The sequence below is a fragment of the Staphylococcus pettenkoferi genome (assembly GCF_002902685.1).
Taxonomy (GTDB): domain Bacteria; phylum Bacillota; class Bacilli; order Staphylococcales; family Staphylococcaceae; genus Staphylococcus; species Staphylococcus pettenkoferi.
On record NZ_PPRN01000009.1, the window covers coordinates 12,369 to 28,095 of the forward strand.

Consider the following 15,727-nt stretch of genomic DNA (forward strand, 5'->3'; position numbering starts at 1 on the left):
CGATGATTGAAGTAAGTTTAAGACAAGTTCAAGACTGGATTGATTGCGAGATTGATGCCGCTTATTTAGATCGTTCTATTAAAGGCGTGACTATCGATTCTCGCGAAGTGAAACAAGGGACGTTATTCATTCCTTTCAAAGGAGAGAATGTGGATGGCCATCGTTTCGTACCCCAAGCGTTGAAAGATGGGGCGGGCGCTTGTTTCCATCAAAGAGATATAGCGCTTACTGAAGAAGTTGAGGGTCCTATCATCTGGGTAGAAGATACGTTACAAGCACTACAACAACTCGCTCAAGCTTATCTTCGCCACGTCGACCCTAAAGTTATCGCAGTCACAGGTTCAAATGGTAAGACGACGACGAAAGATATGATTGAAAGTGTCTTAGCTCCAGAGTTTAAAGTTAAAAAAACACAAGGTAATTACAATAACGAAATCGGTATGCCACTCACTATTCTTCAGTTAGACGAGGATACGGAAGTATCTATTTTAGAAATGGGCATGTCAGGTTACCATGAAATCGAGGCACTTTCTCAACTCGCGCAGCCTGATATCGGTGTAATTACAAATATTGGTGAATCTCATATGCAAGATTTAGGTTCACGTGAAGGTATTGCGCAAGCGAAAGCAGAAATCGTGCTCGGAATGAAAGATAATGGTCTATTTATTTATGATGGCGACGAACCTCTACTGAAACCACATGTTCAAAAACTTCAACAACGCGACAGTTTAAGCATAGGTTTAAGTGACGAATGTGATTATGTATGTCAGCTCAATGATGTTGAAGATTCAGGCATTCATTTTACAATAAACGAGAAAGAAGCCTATGATCTACCGATACTCGGTACGCATAACATGAAGAATGCTGCGATTGCGATTGCCGTGGGTCATGCGATGAACCTTGACTATGAAACGATTCACCATAATTTGAGTCAAGTACAACTCACAGCGATGCGTATGGAACAGCATAAGAAAGCGGACGGCACAGTCGTGATTAACGATGCTTACAATGCAAGTCCTACAAGTATGCGTGCGGCGATTGATACTGTGGCTGACATGGATGGTGAGCAGAAGATTCTCGTGCTAGGTGACATGTTAGAGCTTGGCGAGATGAGCGAAGTAATGCATGCATCTGTCGGCGAGCACACACATCGTAAAGATATTGATGTCGTCTATACACTCGGTGCGGAATCTCAAGCCATTGCAAAGGCAAGCACTTCTTACGTGAAGACGAATCACCACTTCGACGATAAAGATGAGTTGGTAGACGCGCTACGTGATATCATTCAGCCAGGTGCTGTTGTTCTTGTAAAAGGGTCACGTGGAATGAAACTTGAAGAAGTCGTAAATGCGTTGTTAGAGGACTAAGGTAAAAAGGATTTAATTAGTTAGAGGAGGCACTCAGAGGCATCATGCTTTTGAGTGCTTTGTTTTGGTTGAGCGGGTAAGAGGAAGTTATGAAACTTGAAAAGCGATTGACGAGAATAATTTCAATCTTCTATACAATCTGGGAGGATTGCTATTCTGTAAGCCAGGTGGTAATATTAAGAAGTTGAAGTAAATTAAGTGAACATATTTGTATTGTAATACAGATAAATAAAGGAGAATTATATTGCAAAACTTTAAAGAATTAGGGATCTCGGCTAAAACAGTAGAAACCCTTCACAATATGGGGTTTGAAGAGCCTACGCCGATTCAACAGGAAAGCATCCCTTACGCCCTTGAGGGTCGAGATATATTAGGACAAGCGCAAACAGGTACTGGTAAGACCGGCGCATTTGGTATTCCATTGATTGAGAAAGTTGTAGGACGTGATGGTGTACAAGCACTTATTCTAGCGCCTACTCGTGAGCTCGCTATGCAAGTGGCTGAACAATTGAGAGAATTTAGTGAAGGACAACGTGTGCGTGTGGTAACTGTATTTGGTGGTATGCCAATCGATAGACAAATCAAAGCGTTGAAGAAACGTCCGCAAATTGTTGTAGGAACACCTGGCCGTGTCATTGATCATCTTAACCGTCGCACGTTAAAAACGAATGGTATTCATACGCTTGTATTAGATGAAGCGGATGAAATGATGAACATGGGCTTCATTGATGATATGAAATTTATTATGGACAAGATTCCGAAAGAACAACGTCAAACGATGTTATTCTCAGCAACCATGCCTAAAGCGATTCAAAACCTTGTACAACAATTTATGAACAATCCTGAAATTGTTAAGACGATGAATAATGAATTATCAGACCCACAAATCGAAGAATTCTATACGATTGTGAAAGAACTTGAGAAATTTGAAACGTTTACGAATTTCTTAGACGTTCATCGCCCAGACTTAGCAATCGTCTTTGGTCGTACGAAGCGTCGTGTCGACGAGTTAACGAGTGCACTTTTATCTAAAGGCTATAAAGCAGAAGGGCTACACGGGGACATCACTCAAGCGAAACGTTTAGAAGTCTTGAAGAAGTTTAAAAATGACCAGATTGACATTCTCGTAGCGACAGATGTTGCGGCACGTGGGCTAGACATTTCTGGTGTGAGTCACGTCTATAACTTCGATATCCCGCAAGATACTGAAAGTTATACACACCGTATCGGACGTACGGGTCGTGCCGGCAAAGAAGGTATCGCTGTAACATTCGTTAACCCAATCGAGATGGATTACATTCGTCAAATCGAACAAACAAATGAACGTCAAATGCGCGCTTTAAGACCACCTCATCGTAAAGAAGTCTTACGTGCTCGTGAGAAAGATATTAAGGATAAAGTACAGAACTGGATGGAACGTGACAGAGAACCACGTCTTGAACGCATTGCTGAACAATTACTTGATGAGTACAGTGCAATTGAGTTAACAGCAGCAATGTTACAAGAACTCGTTGAATCAAATGACGATGTAGAGGTACAATTGACATTTGAAAAACCACTTGCACGTAAACGCGGCAGCAAGCCATCACGTAAAGGCGGTAAATTCGATAAACGCAATAATCGTTATAAGAACAAACGTAACAACCGCAATTATAAAGGTCGTGGCTCAGATAAACGCGATCGTGATCGTAAACGTACGAAAAAAGGTCGTACTTTCGCAGATCATAAGAAATAGCTTGTAAGCGCGTGTGCGAGGAAATGCGTTATAAGCGCGTGTGCGAAGAAATGCGCATATAATTGCATAACAGAATAGAAGTTGACAAAGCGAACGCTCCGGTATCAGAGCGTTCGTTTTTTTACTTTTTAGTGCCGTTGTAACGAAATTTAAATAATATAAACATATTATCTTATATCGATTTCCAAAAGCTTTTTTCATTATGCTATACTAAAGGCGTTATTAAATCGCAAAGGAGTGACAGATCATTTCGATGGATACATACATTCATTTTCAACGGTCGCCACGACAAGTTCAGATGTACTATTATCTTGTCCAAGCAATGAACTTTGTTATCGCCTTTCTATTGTTAGGACTCTTCTTATTCCTAACGCTTTACTTTCATTGGTGGAGTTGGCTGATTTATTTAATTGCTTTAATAGGCTTGATTGTTGTCATTAATTGCATTTTCGAACCTTTAATAGCGTACCGTTTTACATATTACAAAGTTACTGAGAGTTATCTCGCAGTGGATCATCGCTTTTTCTTTAAAAAGCAGAAGCTCGTCAATATTGAACGTATTCAATATCTCGTTCGACACGAGAATCCGATACTGCATCGAATGGGTCTTTGTAAAGTGGAAGTCGTGACAGCAGGCCACGGAGTTGAATTGCCGCTGATGCATGAGACGACGGTACAAGAAATAGAAGAACATCTGTTGACGAAGCTGAAAGGGGTGAATACCGATGTCTGAGCCGCAGAAACTGCATCCGATCTCCTATATGACGGGAATTATTAATGCGATTAAGCAGAACTTTATTATCATCATCTTGTTCTTTCTGTTCGGGATTCGCAACTTCGATTTCACTAATCCTTATTCTTATTTATCACCTGGCGTTTTCGCTTTAATATTTCTCATAACTTTTATAGCAAATATTCTCAGAGTTTATAATACACGTTATTGGCTAGAGGAACGTTACTTTATCGTTCGAAGTGGTGTGTTGAATATCAAGCGCAAGGAAATTGATATTCGTCGTATTCAATCGATTGATACGCAACAAGAGCTCGCACAACGGCTAGTCGGTGGCGTGAAATTACAGATTAAGACGCCAAGTGATGGTGTAGATCTTGAAAGTGTCTCACGTGCACAAAGTGAAGCGATAGAGCAAGCGATTCAACACGCGCAACATCGATTAGATGGCGATGTAACCGAAACAGAAATGAATCAAGAAGAAACTCATGATGATCAAGCTGCTCAAGCGGATGTGCCGGTACATCATCTCTATCACTTAACCTTTAAAGAAGTCTTGTTTATGGCTATGACGAGTGGTGCGATTGGCGCTACGATCTTTACTGTCGGACCTATCGTTCTCTCTGTTAACCAGTATATACCGTGGGATAAATTATTCGGTGAATTCTCACACCTCATTCAGAGTGCAGTAACGTTTGGCATTATTTTAGTCCTCGTATTTTTAGTGCTCTGTTATATCATCGGTACAGGTATTGAGTTTGTCAGAAATTATGGTTTCACATTGCGACAAACAGGTCATCAACTTAAGATTCGTTATGGCCTTATTAGTGTTAAAAGTGTGACCGTACCGACGAATCGTGTTCAAGCTGTTGAGGAAAAGCAATCGTATTTGCGAAAGTTATTTGGTTACACTTCATTAAGTTTGATTATCACGAGTGACATGGAGGATGGCGATGGTGAAGCTACACCTCATGGTCATGTGACTTGCTTGCCTTTTATTAAAAGAGACAAAGGGTATGAGCTGCTCAATCAACTTGTGCCATCTATGCGTTTCGGTCAGGTTCAACCTGGGATGCCATGGAGAAGCTTTCACAGATATTTTTGGCGTGAATCTCTTATCCTGCTAGCGATTGCCGCGATCGTGCACTACTTCTGGCAACCTTATCTGTATATTGCAGCAGGCGTGATTATCGCCTTACTCATTATCCGTAGTGTACTAGCGATTAAAAATTCAGGTTCTCGAATCATAGATGATGAAATTTCAATACGTAATGCACGTTTATTCAGCATGAAACAGTATTATATTAAGCAAGATAAGCTGATTGGTATGACGATTAAAAGTAATCCTTTCATGCAACGAAGTCACTTACAAACGTTCAAAGTGACGATTGCTCAAGCTGCAACGAATCAACATATAGGGCTGAGATTTGCTGAGCAACAGACATCTCAGGAAGTGAAAGATTGGTATTTAGGGGGTGGAAGAGATGTCACACTATAACTTTATGCATGAGAGAGGTAAGACTGTGATGCGAATCGCAGGTGGGATATGGAGTGTAGTCATTCTGCTCGCGCTAATTGGGATGTCGTTGTTCTCGAAATTTCTACTACACATTAACAATCCAACTGTATATTTGTGGCTAAGCGGAATTGGAATTGTAATCATAGTGCTTCATATCATTATATACGTTGTGATTTCTCCAATATATAAATACAAAGTCTTTCGTTATCGTGTGGAAGATCATCATACGACGATTCGTAGAGGGCTGTGGTTTATTCAAACCGATCAAATCCCACATTTCAGAGTACAGAACGTCGATACGTATGAAGGGATTATTATGCGTAAATTTGGACTCGCTGATGTCATTCTTTCTACAGCTGGAGGAAATGCTGAAATTAATTTAATTCCTCAAGATGTCGCTTTAGAGTTAAAGCAACAATTACAGCAATATAGTAAAGAGGATAAAGTGGAACACAAAGTAAGTACGGAAGACGAAAGACGAGGGGAAGAGAGTGAGGCAGAGACTTTAGAAGAAAGTCACAACGAAAATGAAATTTAAGTAAAAACCATTACTGCATCAATAGTAACGAAATAAAAGCGAAGTAGCTTATTGAATAAGGCGCTTCGCTTTTTCGAATTTAGTCATTTTCATTGCGGGGTAGAACCCCGAAATCAGACGAATTTTTGTCCTGCTCTCAAGCGAAATTTAAAGTTTTATTGATTTTAACCAAGCGTTCTTCAGCTTTTCCTTTTTAAAAAACGAGAAGCAGTTATATAATAGAAAATAAACTTTCAAAATTTGTGCCAAACTAAAAGAGGTGGAGTCATGATAGTGGGAATCGGGATTGATTTGGTTGAAATCCCACGCATCACTAAGATATATCATCGTCAACCTAAACTGATTGAGCGCATACTTACGCCTAATGAGCAACAGAAACTCAAACAGTTTCGACTTGAACAACGTAAGATTGAATTTCTAGCTGGGCGCTTCGCTTGCAAAGAGGCATATAGTAAAGCGCTTGGTACAGGAATTGGTCAAACTGTCGCGTTTAATGAGATTGATTGTTATAACGATGCGCGAGGTAAACCTTGCATAGATCATGATACGTATCGTGTACATGTGAGCATTACGCATACTGATCATTATGCGATGAGCGAAGTGATTATAGAGGAATAAGCTTAGAAATTGTGAAGACGACGATAAATTTTATTACTGCAACATATAAACACTACAGGAGGAATGTTGAGATGTCGGAAAGATATTATAGATCGAGTCTACTCACTATCGACTTACCAGCGGTTGCAAGAAATTATCAAACCTTTGGAAGATTGCACCCGAATAAGACGGTAATTCCAGTAGTGAAAGCGAATGCGTATGGTCTCGGAAGTGTACAAGTCGCACGTTATTTGATGGAGCAAGGTGCGGACTTCTTTGCGGTGGCAACGTTAGATGAGGCAGTAGAGTTACGCATGCACGGTGTGAGTGCAAAGATTCTTGTTCTTGGCGTGGTTCCACCAGAGAATGTTAAGAAAGCGATTCAACACCGAGTAGCGATGACGGTGCCATCTAAAGAGTGGTTAGAGCAAGCGATCACGCAAATTGATGATGATAATGAGAAAGATATTTGGTTACATATTAAAATTGATAGTGGCATGAGTCGTTTAGGTATGACGACTGCTAAGGAATATCAAGAAACGATTGCGTTAATTCAAGAGACGCCTAACTTGGTATTTGAAGGTGTCTTCACGCACTTTGCTTGTGCAGATGAACCTGGAGAGGCAATGCACCAACAACAACAGAAATTCGAAACAATCGTTAATGAAGCGGATAAACCTGAATATATTCATTCTCAGAATTCAGCTGGAAGTTTGCGAGAAAACTTTTCTTTCTGTAACGCAGTGCGCGTAGGTATTGCACTTTATGGATATTACCCATCTGAGTATATGAAAGAACAAACTTCTGTTGAACTTTATCCAAGTGTTACCTGGGAAACAGAAGTTGTGCAGACGAAATATTTAGATCCAGAGACAGCTGTAAGTTATGGTTGGACGTATCAAGCATCAGAACGCGAAAAAGTTGCGGTCATCCCGATTGGTTATGCAGATGGTTATTTGCGGTCCATGTCTGGGGCTTACGTTGAGGTAGGCGGCAAACAGTGCCAAGTGATTGGTCGCGTATGTATGGATCAAACAATTATACGCGTACCAGATAACGTTGAAATAGGTGACAAAGTTATTCTCATGACCGAAGACGGAGATGATGCGCAATCTGTAGAAGCCTTAGCACAGCAACAACAGACGATTAATTATGAAGTGCTCTGTAACTTGAGTCGCCGTTTACCGAGACTTTATCAATATGAAGATCATATACGAATTAATAACGAATTACTGAAATAGTATAGTCACCGTTTTTAAAATTTGTTATGATGTTCCTAAATAGGAATCACAAATCTGTTTTAAAAATTAAAACGGTGGAGGTCTTATGCATGTCTGGTTTCAATCAAAGTAGGAATCATAGTATCGAACAACTGCTCAAAGAAGGTTACTCCCAAATGGCTGATTTAAATCTCTCCCTTGCAACAGAAGCTTTCCCATTTGAATGTGAAGCTTGTGATTGTAACGAATCTTACATCAGTTCCAATTTCAATAATGAACGATGAGAAGAGGAGATGTTTATTTAGCTGATTTATCACCAGTACAAGGGTCTGAACAAGGGGGAGTAAGACCCGTTGTTATCATACAAAATGATACTGGTAATAAATATAGTCCTACCGTAATTGTTGCGGCAATTACGGGTAGGATTAATAAAGCTAAGATACCAACCCACGTTGAAATTGAGAAGAAGAAATATAAATTGGACAAAGATTCCGTTATTCTTCTCGAACAAATTCGAACGTTAGACAAGAAGAGACTTAAGGAAAAGCTTACATATCTATCTGATAGCAAGATGGAAGAAGTCAACAAAGCGATTCGAATCAGCTTAGGACTTCATTAAAGCTCATTTCATAAAGACATACATACAGAGCTAACGTATAAATTTTTAATACAATTTAACATATGAGAAAGTGGTTTTATATAATTAAGTTTAAAATTACTTCATCAATATGTTAATATATAAGTAATTTCATCGGAATTGATGACGATGAATGTTTGATTTAAAGCTTTAGGTTCTCCTAAAGCTTTAAAAAGTGTTAAGAGCTAAATATGAGTGGTAAGCATGTTTATCTCATTTTTATTTTTATCATAATAGGTATTGCTAGACTCTTTGCAGAGATGCGTGTAATGGCTTCGTGTATGACTTTCATTTTACCTAGCTGGGTTAACGTAACTACTGCAAGAGTGTGAGGAAGCAATAAGAAAGTTGTCCAATGTTCTGACTCGCATGGATAGACTTTGACAAATCACAAGACAGTGAGAAAGACATCAGAGACTTTCGCTTTCTGAGGAGGAAATACAGCGTGGAAGAGTTCAAGAAACAATATAAGTCGCTCATCGACCAAAGTTTAGAATCCGGCTTCACTCAAGAATTGCACACCATTTGTATGAACTTTACTGATGAAGTGATTAAGAAAGATGTCTTGCCTGAGGATATCGTCGACATTCATAAGAGCTACATTATGAATCTCAACTTATCTGAGGCGCAAATTATGACTACGCTTGAAGTGCTTGAGGAAGTAGTCAAAGGTTTCGGCTATAGCTATCGAGATTATCAACGGTTAGTGAATAGGCTGCAACACCATGACAAGGAAATCGACTTAGCGGCGCGTCTTCAACAAACGATGTTAAAGACGGAGATTCCCCAATTTGATAGCATTCAGATTGGTGCCATTTCAGTAGCAGCGCAGAAAGTGAGCGGTGACTACTTCAACTTGATTGATCATAAAGATGGCACGATGAGTTTCGCTGTGGCGGATGTCATCGGTAAGGGGATTCCCGCAGCGCTAGCGATGAGTATGATTAAGTTTGGGATGGACTCATACGGTCATTCACAACTTCCGAGTGATGGGCTGAAACGTCTGAACCGGGTAGTTGAGAAGAACGTCAATCAGAATATGTTTGTGACGATGTTCTACGGTCTGTACGAGGAAATGAATCATCTCCTTTACTGCAGTTCGGCAGGTCATGAACCAGGCTACATCTTTCGTGCTGAAGAGAATTCATTTGAGGAGATTGGTGTTCGAGGCACAGTGCTAGGTGTAGATCAACACACGAGATATGACCAGCAAGAAATTCCCATCTACATAGATGATTTAATCATTATCTTCACTGATGGGGTCACAGAAATTCGTGACGATAATGGTGAGTTTATTAATAAAAGTTATTTATTAAATCTCATTCAAGAGTACAAGCACATGCATCCGCAAGATATTGTGCAATTGCTCTATGAGGCATTGCTAAAGATTCAAAATCCTAAAAAACGTGACGATTTAACCATACTTATCATCAAACGTGTGCATTAGCCGCACGTGGCTGTTCGGTTACAAATTGTCTTTTTTGGGTATATTAGGAAAGTAAACTATAATTAGGAGTGTAGGAGAATGAATCTCAATATAGAAACTGTGACTCATGGCACATATTATGAAGTCAAAGTTGGCGGCGAACTCGACGTTTATACCGTACCTGAATTGGAAGATGTACTCGTTCCAATACGTCAAGAAGGTACGAAAGATATACATGTAAATTTAGAAAATGTGAGCTATATGGATTCTACTGGCTTAGGCTTATTTGTAGGAACGTTAAAAGCATTAAATCAACATGACAAGCAACTTTATATACTAGGCGTTTCAGATCGCATTAGTCGCCTATTCGACATCACTGGTTTGAAAGATTTAATGCATGTTAACGAAGGAACGGAGGTTGAGTAACATGCAATCGAAACAAGATTACATCGAAATGTGTTTACCAGCTTCTGCTGAATATGTCAGTTTAATCCGTCTCACATTAACAGGTGTCTTCACTAGAGCAGGTGCATCTTATGATGATATTGAAGATGCGAAGATTGCTGTGAGTGAAGCCGTGACAAATGCAGTCAAACATGCTTATCATGATAAGGAACAACAAGGAATGATTAACTTAGGTTACGAAATCTTTGATGATAAGATTAAGATTGTTATCTCTGACCAAGGTGAAAGTTTCAATTACGAAGAAGCGAAAGAGCAACTTGGACCTTATGAAGAGAATGAGAATATCGACTATCTTCGCGAAGGTGGCTTAGGTTTATTCCTCATCGAGTCATTAATGGACGAAGTCAGTGTTGATAAAGAGTCAGGCGTAACGATCAGTATGACAAAGTATTTAAACAAAGAGCAGGTGCGAAATAATGACGAAAGAGTCGAAATCAGTTAACGAAATATCACCTGAACAAATCAACCAATGGATTAAAGAGCATCAGAACGGTGAAGATACACATGCACAAGATAAACTCGTGCAACATTACAACAAATTAATTGAATCACTTGCTTATAAGTACTCTAAAGGTCAGTCTCATCACGAAGACCTAGTACAAGTAGGGATGGTTGGTTTAATAGGGGCTATTAATCGCTTCGACCTCTCTTATGATCGAAAGTTCGAGGCATTTCTAGTCCCTACAGTGATAGGTGAAATTAAACGTTACTTGCGTGATAAGACGTGGAGTGTCCACGTGCCGAGACGTATTAAAGAAATCGGTCCGCGGATTAAGAAAGTAACGGATGATTTAACAAACGAATTAGAACGCTCTCCTTCCATTTCGGAAATCGCTCAACGTTTAGAAGTCACAGACGAAGAAGTACTCGAAGCGATGGAAATGGGGCAAAGCTATAATGCACTAAGTGTCGACCACTCCATCGAAGCCGACAAAGACGGTTCTACCGTTACACTCTTAGATATTATGGGATCACAAGATGATAATTATGATTTGACGGAGAAGCGGATGATCTTGGAGAAGATTCTACCGATATTATCCGATCGAGAGCGTGAAATTATCCAATGTACCTTTATCGAAGGTTTAAGCCAGAAAGAAACTGGTGAACGGATTGGATTAAGTCAGATGCATGTTTCCAGATTACAGCGAACTGCTATCAAGAAATTACAAGAAGCAGCACATAAATAGAGGTCAGGACGTACCCAATATAACTATAGAAGTGAAAATATGCTCATAGCTTTTAGTCGAACCCGCTATGAGACAATATATCTTCTAGAACCCCCGAACGTGACACAATGGTGAAAGTGAAATTGTGCAAATATCGTCTGGGGTTCGGACCCTAGCCTTCGTAGTTAGGATTCTATAGTTGTAGAGCAGAGGCATTACGATGAATGCCCATTGAAGTGATTGAATCGTCCTTACCTCTATTTTTATATGTTAAAATAGGTGCGTAGTTCAATATTTGAGTGACTTTTGATAGCTATTGAAAAGGTAGCGGTGGAAGCGTTCGTGTGTAGGTCGCTTTTAGGGAATGGTGCATCTTCTCAGAATGACAGGGATGCGCATAACTTTTACCTGAAATACATATCGTATTGACGTGAGATTTGCAAGTCGTATTGCTGCGGAACTTATATCCGAATCAAATGCGTTTATGTCACTCATTTTAAAAATAGAAAAAGTGAATACATATCAAGCAAAATTCTACTGAAGAGAATTGAAGAAAAGTAATAATGTTGGAGGCAATTATGGATAAACAGCTCATTCAATCAATCGCAAAACAATATCAATTTACAACTCAACAAATCAAAGCCGTGTTACAACTGCTTGAAGATAATAATACGGTGCCGTTTATCGCGCGTTACCGCAAAGAGCAAACGGGTGGACTCGACGAAGTTGAAATTAAACAGATTAACGATGAATATCAATATGTCGTGCACTTGCAGAAGAGAAAGGAAGAAGTGCTACATAACATTGAGCAACAAGGTATGCTTACGGATGAGCTCAAAGCAGACATCCTCAAGCAAACGAAATTACAAAGAGTTGAGGATTTGTATCGCCCATATAAACAGAAGAAGAAGACACGTGCGACTGTGGCGAAACGTAAAGGATTGGAACCATTGGCAGAGTGGCTACAACAGTCATCACTTAAAGAAAGTGTCGAAACTGCGGCAGAGGCATATCTGAGTGACGAAGTTAAGTCTGTGGAAGAAGCATTACAAGGCGCGCAAGATATTATCGCTGAACAAGTGTCCGACAACCCGAAATATCGCCAAAAAATCTTGAAAGATACGTATCAACACGGAGTCATTACTGCAGCTAAAAAGAAAAAAGCGGAAGATGAGCAAGGCATTTACGAAATGTATTACGACTTTAGTGAACCTGTGAAAAAGGTTGCGAACCACCGTATCCTTGCGATGAATCGTGGTGAGAAAGAAAAGGTTCTCAATGTGAAGATTGATGTAGATACGCGAGGTATTGAGAACTTTATTCGTAAAAATGAAGTATCTGCACAAACTGAAGCGACACCTTATATTGTTGAGGCGATTAAGGACAGTTTAAAACGACTCATCATGCCTTCAATTGAGCGTGAAATCAGAGGTGATTTAACTAGTCGCGCTGAAGAACATGCGATTGATGTGTTTGGTGAGAACTTAAGAAATTTACTTCTACAACCTCCTATGAAAGGTAAACAAATTCTAGGGGTAGACCCCGCGTTTCGTACAGGTTGTAAATTAGCCGTCATCAATCCTTATGGTACCTTTGTTGATAAAGGTGTGATCTATCCTCATCCGCCAGTAAATAAGAAGAAAGCGGCAGAGGGCATTGTTATTGATTTTATCCAACGTCACCACGTGGATTTAATCGCGATTGGAAATGGTACCGCAAGTCGTGAGACAGAGCAATTTATCGCAGGTCTCATTCAAGACCATGATTTAGATGTGCAGTACGTGATCGTGAACGAAGCGGGTGCGTCGGTTTACTCAGCTTCGGAAGTTGCGCGCGAGGAATTCCCTGATTTCCAAGTCGAAGAGCGCAGTGCAGTGTCTATCGGACGACGTATCCAAGATCCATTGAGTGAACTTGTGAAGATTGATCCGAAATCGATTGGTGTAGGGCAGTACCAGCACGATGTGAACCAGAAGGAACTTGAGAGTGCTTTAACTTTCGTTGTGGAAACTGCTGTTAACCAAGTCGGTGTGGATGTGAACACAGCTTCGCAATCACTGATGCAGTACGTATCAGGTCTCACACCTTCCATTGCTAAAAATATTATCGCTTATCGTGAAGAAGAAGGTGCGATAACGCATCATTCTCAAATTGCTAAAGTGAAACGTTTAGGCGCGAAGACGTTTGAACAAAGTATTGGTTTCTTAAGAATCGTTGATGGCGAAGAACCATTAGACAATACATCAATTCACCCTGAGAGTTATGGGGCTACTTATACGTTATTAGACTCCGTGGGCATGACTTCAGCAGATTTAGGTTCAGATCAGTTGAAAGCTACACTAGAGAAATTGAACTTATCAGAGACTGCTGAAACGTTGAATATTGGTCTACCTACGCTTGAGGATATCGTTAAATCATTGAAAGCACCTCACCGTGACTTGCGTGACGACTTCGATGCGCCAATTCTTAAATCAGATGTCTTATCCATTGAAGACTTAACAGAAGGTATGAAGTTGAGTGGTACGGTGCGAAACGTCGTGGACTTCGGTGCCTTTGTCGACATCGGAGTGAAGCAAGATGGTCTCGTTCATATTTCTAAAATGTCTCGCCGTTTTGTTAAAAATCCAATGGATATCGTCAGTGTTGGAGATATCGTCGATGTGTGGATTATTCAAGTTGATGAGAATAAAGGAAAAGTTTCATTATCGATGGTCGATCCAAATGAATGATCAAGACATTCAAGAAATGACCGAAGTGATTTCACGTGACAGTTTCGAGAGACCCTTTCGGCACCGTGCTTATTTTAACCACCGTTTAAGAACGACAGGTGGAAGATACATGCTTGCCTCCCATAATATCGAAATTAACTACAAACAATTTGAGAAATTTGGGAAACAGGCAGTGATAGATATTATTAAGCATGAATTGTGTCACTATCACTTGCACTTAGAAAGGAAAGGTTATCAACATCGCGATAGAGACTTTAAAGAATTAAGTCAACAAGTGGGAGCACCTCGCTATTGTACACCGGTTCAAAGTTATGCAGAGCGTGTGAACTATGTTTATCAATGTAAGAGTTGTGGAGCGAAATTTCATCGCATACGTAGAGTTGATACACGTCGGCGCGTTTGTGGTCAGTGCGGTGGAAGGTTGAAGTTGGTAGAAGGACGAAAGTGAAAGGTTGGTTAGGAAGAGTGAGGTTTCCTTGGGTTCGCTTGTGGTAGTAACGTATTATTGAGGGCTCTCTGTAGTTAAACTTATTTTTATGAGTGTCGCAATGACGGTAATCTTTTGAATTAGAACTTTTTAAAAGGCTGATACAATATTTTTATAGAACTAGTGAGGAGCAGTAGTCAAGAGTGATTGGCTATTGCTCCTTTTACGTGAATTGTGGGGCAGGATGTTAAACCGCATTGCTCGAGCTTTGAGTCTATAGAGTTGCGACAGAGCGGATTCAACGGTTGAGTTTACTTTCGGTAGACGCAGTATTAAAAAGCGTTGTTTGTGACTGAACATGAGTAAGTAGTGATGCGCATAACTAAATGAGTATTTGGAGAAGCAATAGTCAGCGATAACTGGCTGTTGCTTTTCTACGTTATTGTTGAGTGGCGAGAGGAGAAGCATGGTTGATTGAATCAAAAAGTGAGAGAAATAGATACAGATAGAAATAAATTTATAGATTTGGATTTAAGCAACTCACAATATATAAGAGCACGTTTTCTAGATTAGTGTATTTTAGTTGAAGTGAAATTAAATGAAAATTTTTAAAGAAATAACGGTCATGGGATAACTGATCCCCTTAAAATTCGCTGATTTTAACTGTAGGATAAATTACACTAAAGAAATTGTGTGTATGTATTGACGTTCACGCAATTATGAGCTATGATAATAATCGTTGTAAAAATGATTAAGACGTTTTGAAGAGGGAATAAAGAAATTTGACTTTCTATTAAATTCTCATTGACAAAACGTTAACCGCATAATAAAATGGTAATTGTCCTTTTTAAAGAGACTTCTTTCAAAAGAGATTAGTCATTTTGCTAAGCGGTCGTGGCGGAATGGCAGACGCGCTAGGTTGAGGGCCTAGTGGGAGAGATCCCGTGGAGGTTCGAGTCCTCTCGACCGCATCAACTTTTATTAATTTCATAAGCGGGTGTAGTTTAATGGCAAAACCTCAGCCTTCCAAGCTGATGTTGTGGGTTCGATTCCCATCACCCGCTCCATCTTATTTGATTTCTTATGAACATTGAAAACTAAATGACAATATGTCAACGTTAATTCCAATAAACACAACGTGTTATTGATAACACTTATTTTTATGAGCTAA

At 39.8% G+C, this 15,727-nt stretch carries 15 protein-coding genes and 2 tRNA genes; all 17 read left to right on the top strand.

Translation table 11 applies throughout. The features are described 5' to 3' along the window. Positions 1-2 precede the first annotated feature (2 nt). The 17 genes from CD126_RS01680 to CD126_RS01760 all read left to right on the top strand — a co-directional run bounded on the left by CD126_RS01680 (position 3) and on the right by CD126_RS01760 (position 15,623). Entirely contained in the window at positions 3-1,367 is a 1,365-nt protein-coding gene (locus CD126_RS01680; RefSeq protein WP_049405735.1) for a UDP-N-acetylmuramoyl-tripeptide--D-alanyl-D-alanine ligase, read from the top strand. A gap of 244 nt (positions 1,368-1,611) precedes the next feature. After that, entirely contained in the window at positions 1,612-3,102 is a 1,491-nt protein-coding gene (cshA, locus tag CD126_RS01685) for a degradosome RNA helicase CshA (RefSeq protein WP_049405737.1), read from the top strand. Between the two features lie 253 nt (positions 3,103-3,355). After that, positions 3,356-3,835 carry a PH domain-containing protein gene (locus CD126_RS01690; protein WP_049405739.1) on the top strand — a complete coding sequence of 160 codons (480 nt, stop codon included), beginning with the start codon at positions 3,356-3,358 and terminating at the stop codon, positions 3,833-3,835. Next, positions 3,828-5,330, top strand: a complete 1,503-nt coding sequence (locus CD126_RS01695) for a PH domain-containing protein (protein ID WP_103369937.1) — start codon at positions 3,828-3,830, stop codon at positions 5,328-5,330. The genes CD126_RS01690 and CD126_RS01695 overlap by 8 nt, the downstream gene beginning before the upstream one ends. Then, positions 5,317-5,889 (top strand): PH domain-containing protein, encoded by a 573-nt coding sequence (locus CD126_RS01700; protein WP_103369938.1) that lies wholly within the window; start codon positions 5,317-5,319, stop codon positions 5,887-5,889. Before CD126_RS01695 ends, CD126_RS01700 begins: the two co-directional genes overlap by 14 nt. 267 nt (positions 5,890-6,156) lie before the next feature. Next, positions 6,157-6,507 (top strand): holo-ACP synthase, encoded by a 351-nt coding sequence (acpS, locus tag CD126_RS01705; protein WP_049405745.1) that lies wholly within the window; start codon positions 6,157-6,159, stop codon positions 6,505-6,507. A 71-nt stretch (positions 6,508-6,578) separates the two neighbouring features. Continuing rightward, positions 6,579-7,727: an alanine racemase gene (gene alr, locus CD126_RS01710; RefSeq protein WP_049405746.1), complete on the top strand. Its 1,149-nt coding sequence runs from the start codon at positions 6,579-6,581 to the stop codon at positions 7,725-7,727. A gap of 89 nt (positions 7,728-7,816) precedes the next feature. After that, positions 7,817-7,990, top strand: coding sequence for a type II toxin-antitoxin system antitoxin MazE (gene mazE / locus CD126_RS01715; protein WP_002471108.1), 174 nt, complete (start codon positions 7,817-7,819; stop codon positions 7,988-7,990). Beyond that, positions 7,987-8,325, top strand: a complete 339-nt coding sequence (locus tag CD126_RS01720) for a type II toxin-antitoxin system PemK/MazF family toxin (RefSeq protein WP_002471121.1) — start codon at positions 7,987-7,989, stop codon at positions 8,323-8,325. Before mazE ends, CD126_RS01720 begins: the two co-directional genes overlap by 4 nt. Positions 8,326-8,788: 463 nt before the next feature. Then, the gene (locus tag CD126_RS01725) at positions 8,789-9,790 is read left to right on the top strand and encodes a SpoIIE family protein phosphatase (protein ID WP_049405748.1); all 1,002 of its coding nucleotides are present in this window, start codon (positions 8,789-8,791) and stop codon (positions 9,788-9,790) included. Positions 9,791-9,868: 78 nt separating this feature from the next. Beyond that, on the top strand, positions 9,869-10,195 hold the full coding sequence (locus CD126_RS01730) for an anti-sigma factor antagonist (protein ID WP_103369939.1): 327 nt from the start codon (positions 9,869-9,871) through the stop codon (positions 10,193-10,195). Position 10,196: 1 nt separating this feature from the next. Continuing rightward, on the top strand, positions 10,197-10,676 hold the full coding sequence (gene rsbW / locus CD126_RS01735) for an anti-sigma B factor RsbW (RefSeq protein ID WP_169931219.1): 480 nt from the start codon (positions 10,197-10,199) through the stop codon (positions 10,674-10,676). Continuing rightward, the gene (gene sigB / locus CD126_RS01740; RefSeq protein ID WP_049405752.1) at positions 10,651-11,421 is read left to right on the top strand and encodes an RNA polymerase sigma factor SigB; all 771 of its coding nucleotides are present in this window, start codon (positions 10,651-10,653) and stop codon (positions 11,419-11,421) included. The genes rsbW and sigB overlap by 26 nt, the downstream gene beginning before the upstream one ends. 557 nt (positions 11,422-11,978) lie before the next feature. Beyond that, entirely contained in the window at positions 11,979-14,129 is a 2,151-nt protein-coding gene (locus CD126_RS01745) for a Tex family protein (protein WP_103369941.1), read from the top strand. Continuing rightward, the gene (locus CD126_RS01750; protein ID WP_049405757.1) at positions 14,122-14,577 is read left to right on the top strand and encodes a SprT family protein; all 456 of its coding nucleotides are present in this window, start codon (positions 14,122-14,124) and stop codon (positions 14,575-14,577) included. Before CD126_RS01745 ends, CD126_RS01750 begins: the two co-directional genes overlap by 8 nt. 867 nt (positions 14,578-15,444) lie before the next feature. After that, positions 15,445-15,527, top strand: a tRNA-Leu gene (locus CD126_RS01755). A gap of 22 nt (positions 15,528-15,549) precedes the next feature. Continuing rightward, positions 15,550-15,623, top strand: a tRNA-Gly gene (locus CD126_RS01760). Positions 15,624-15,727: the final 104 nt, after the last annotated feature.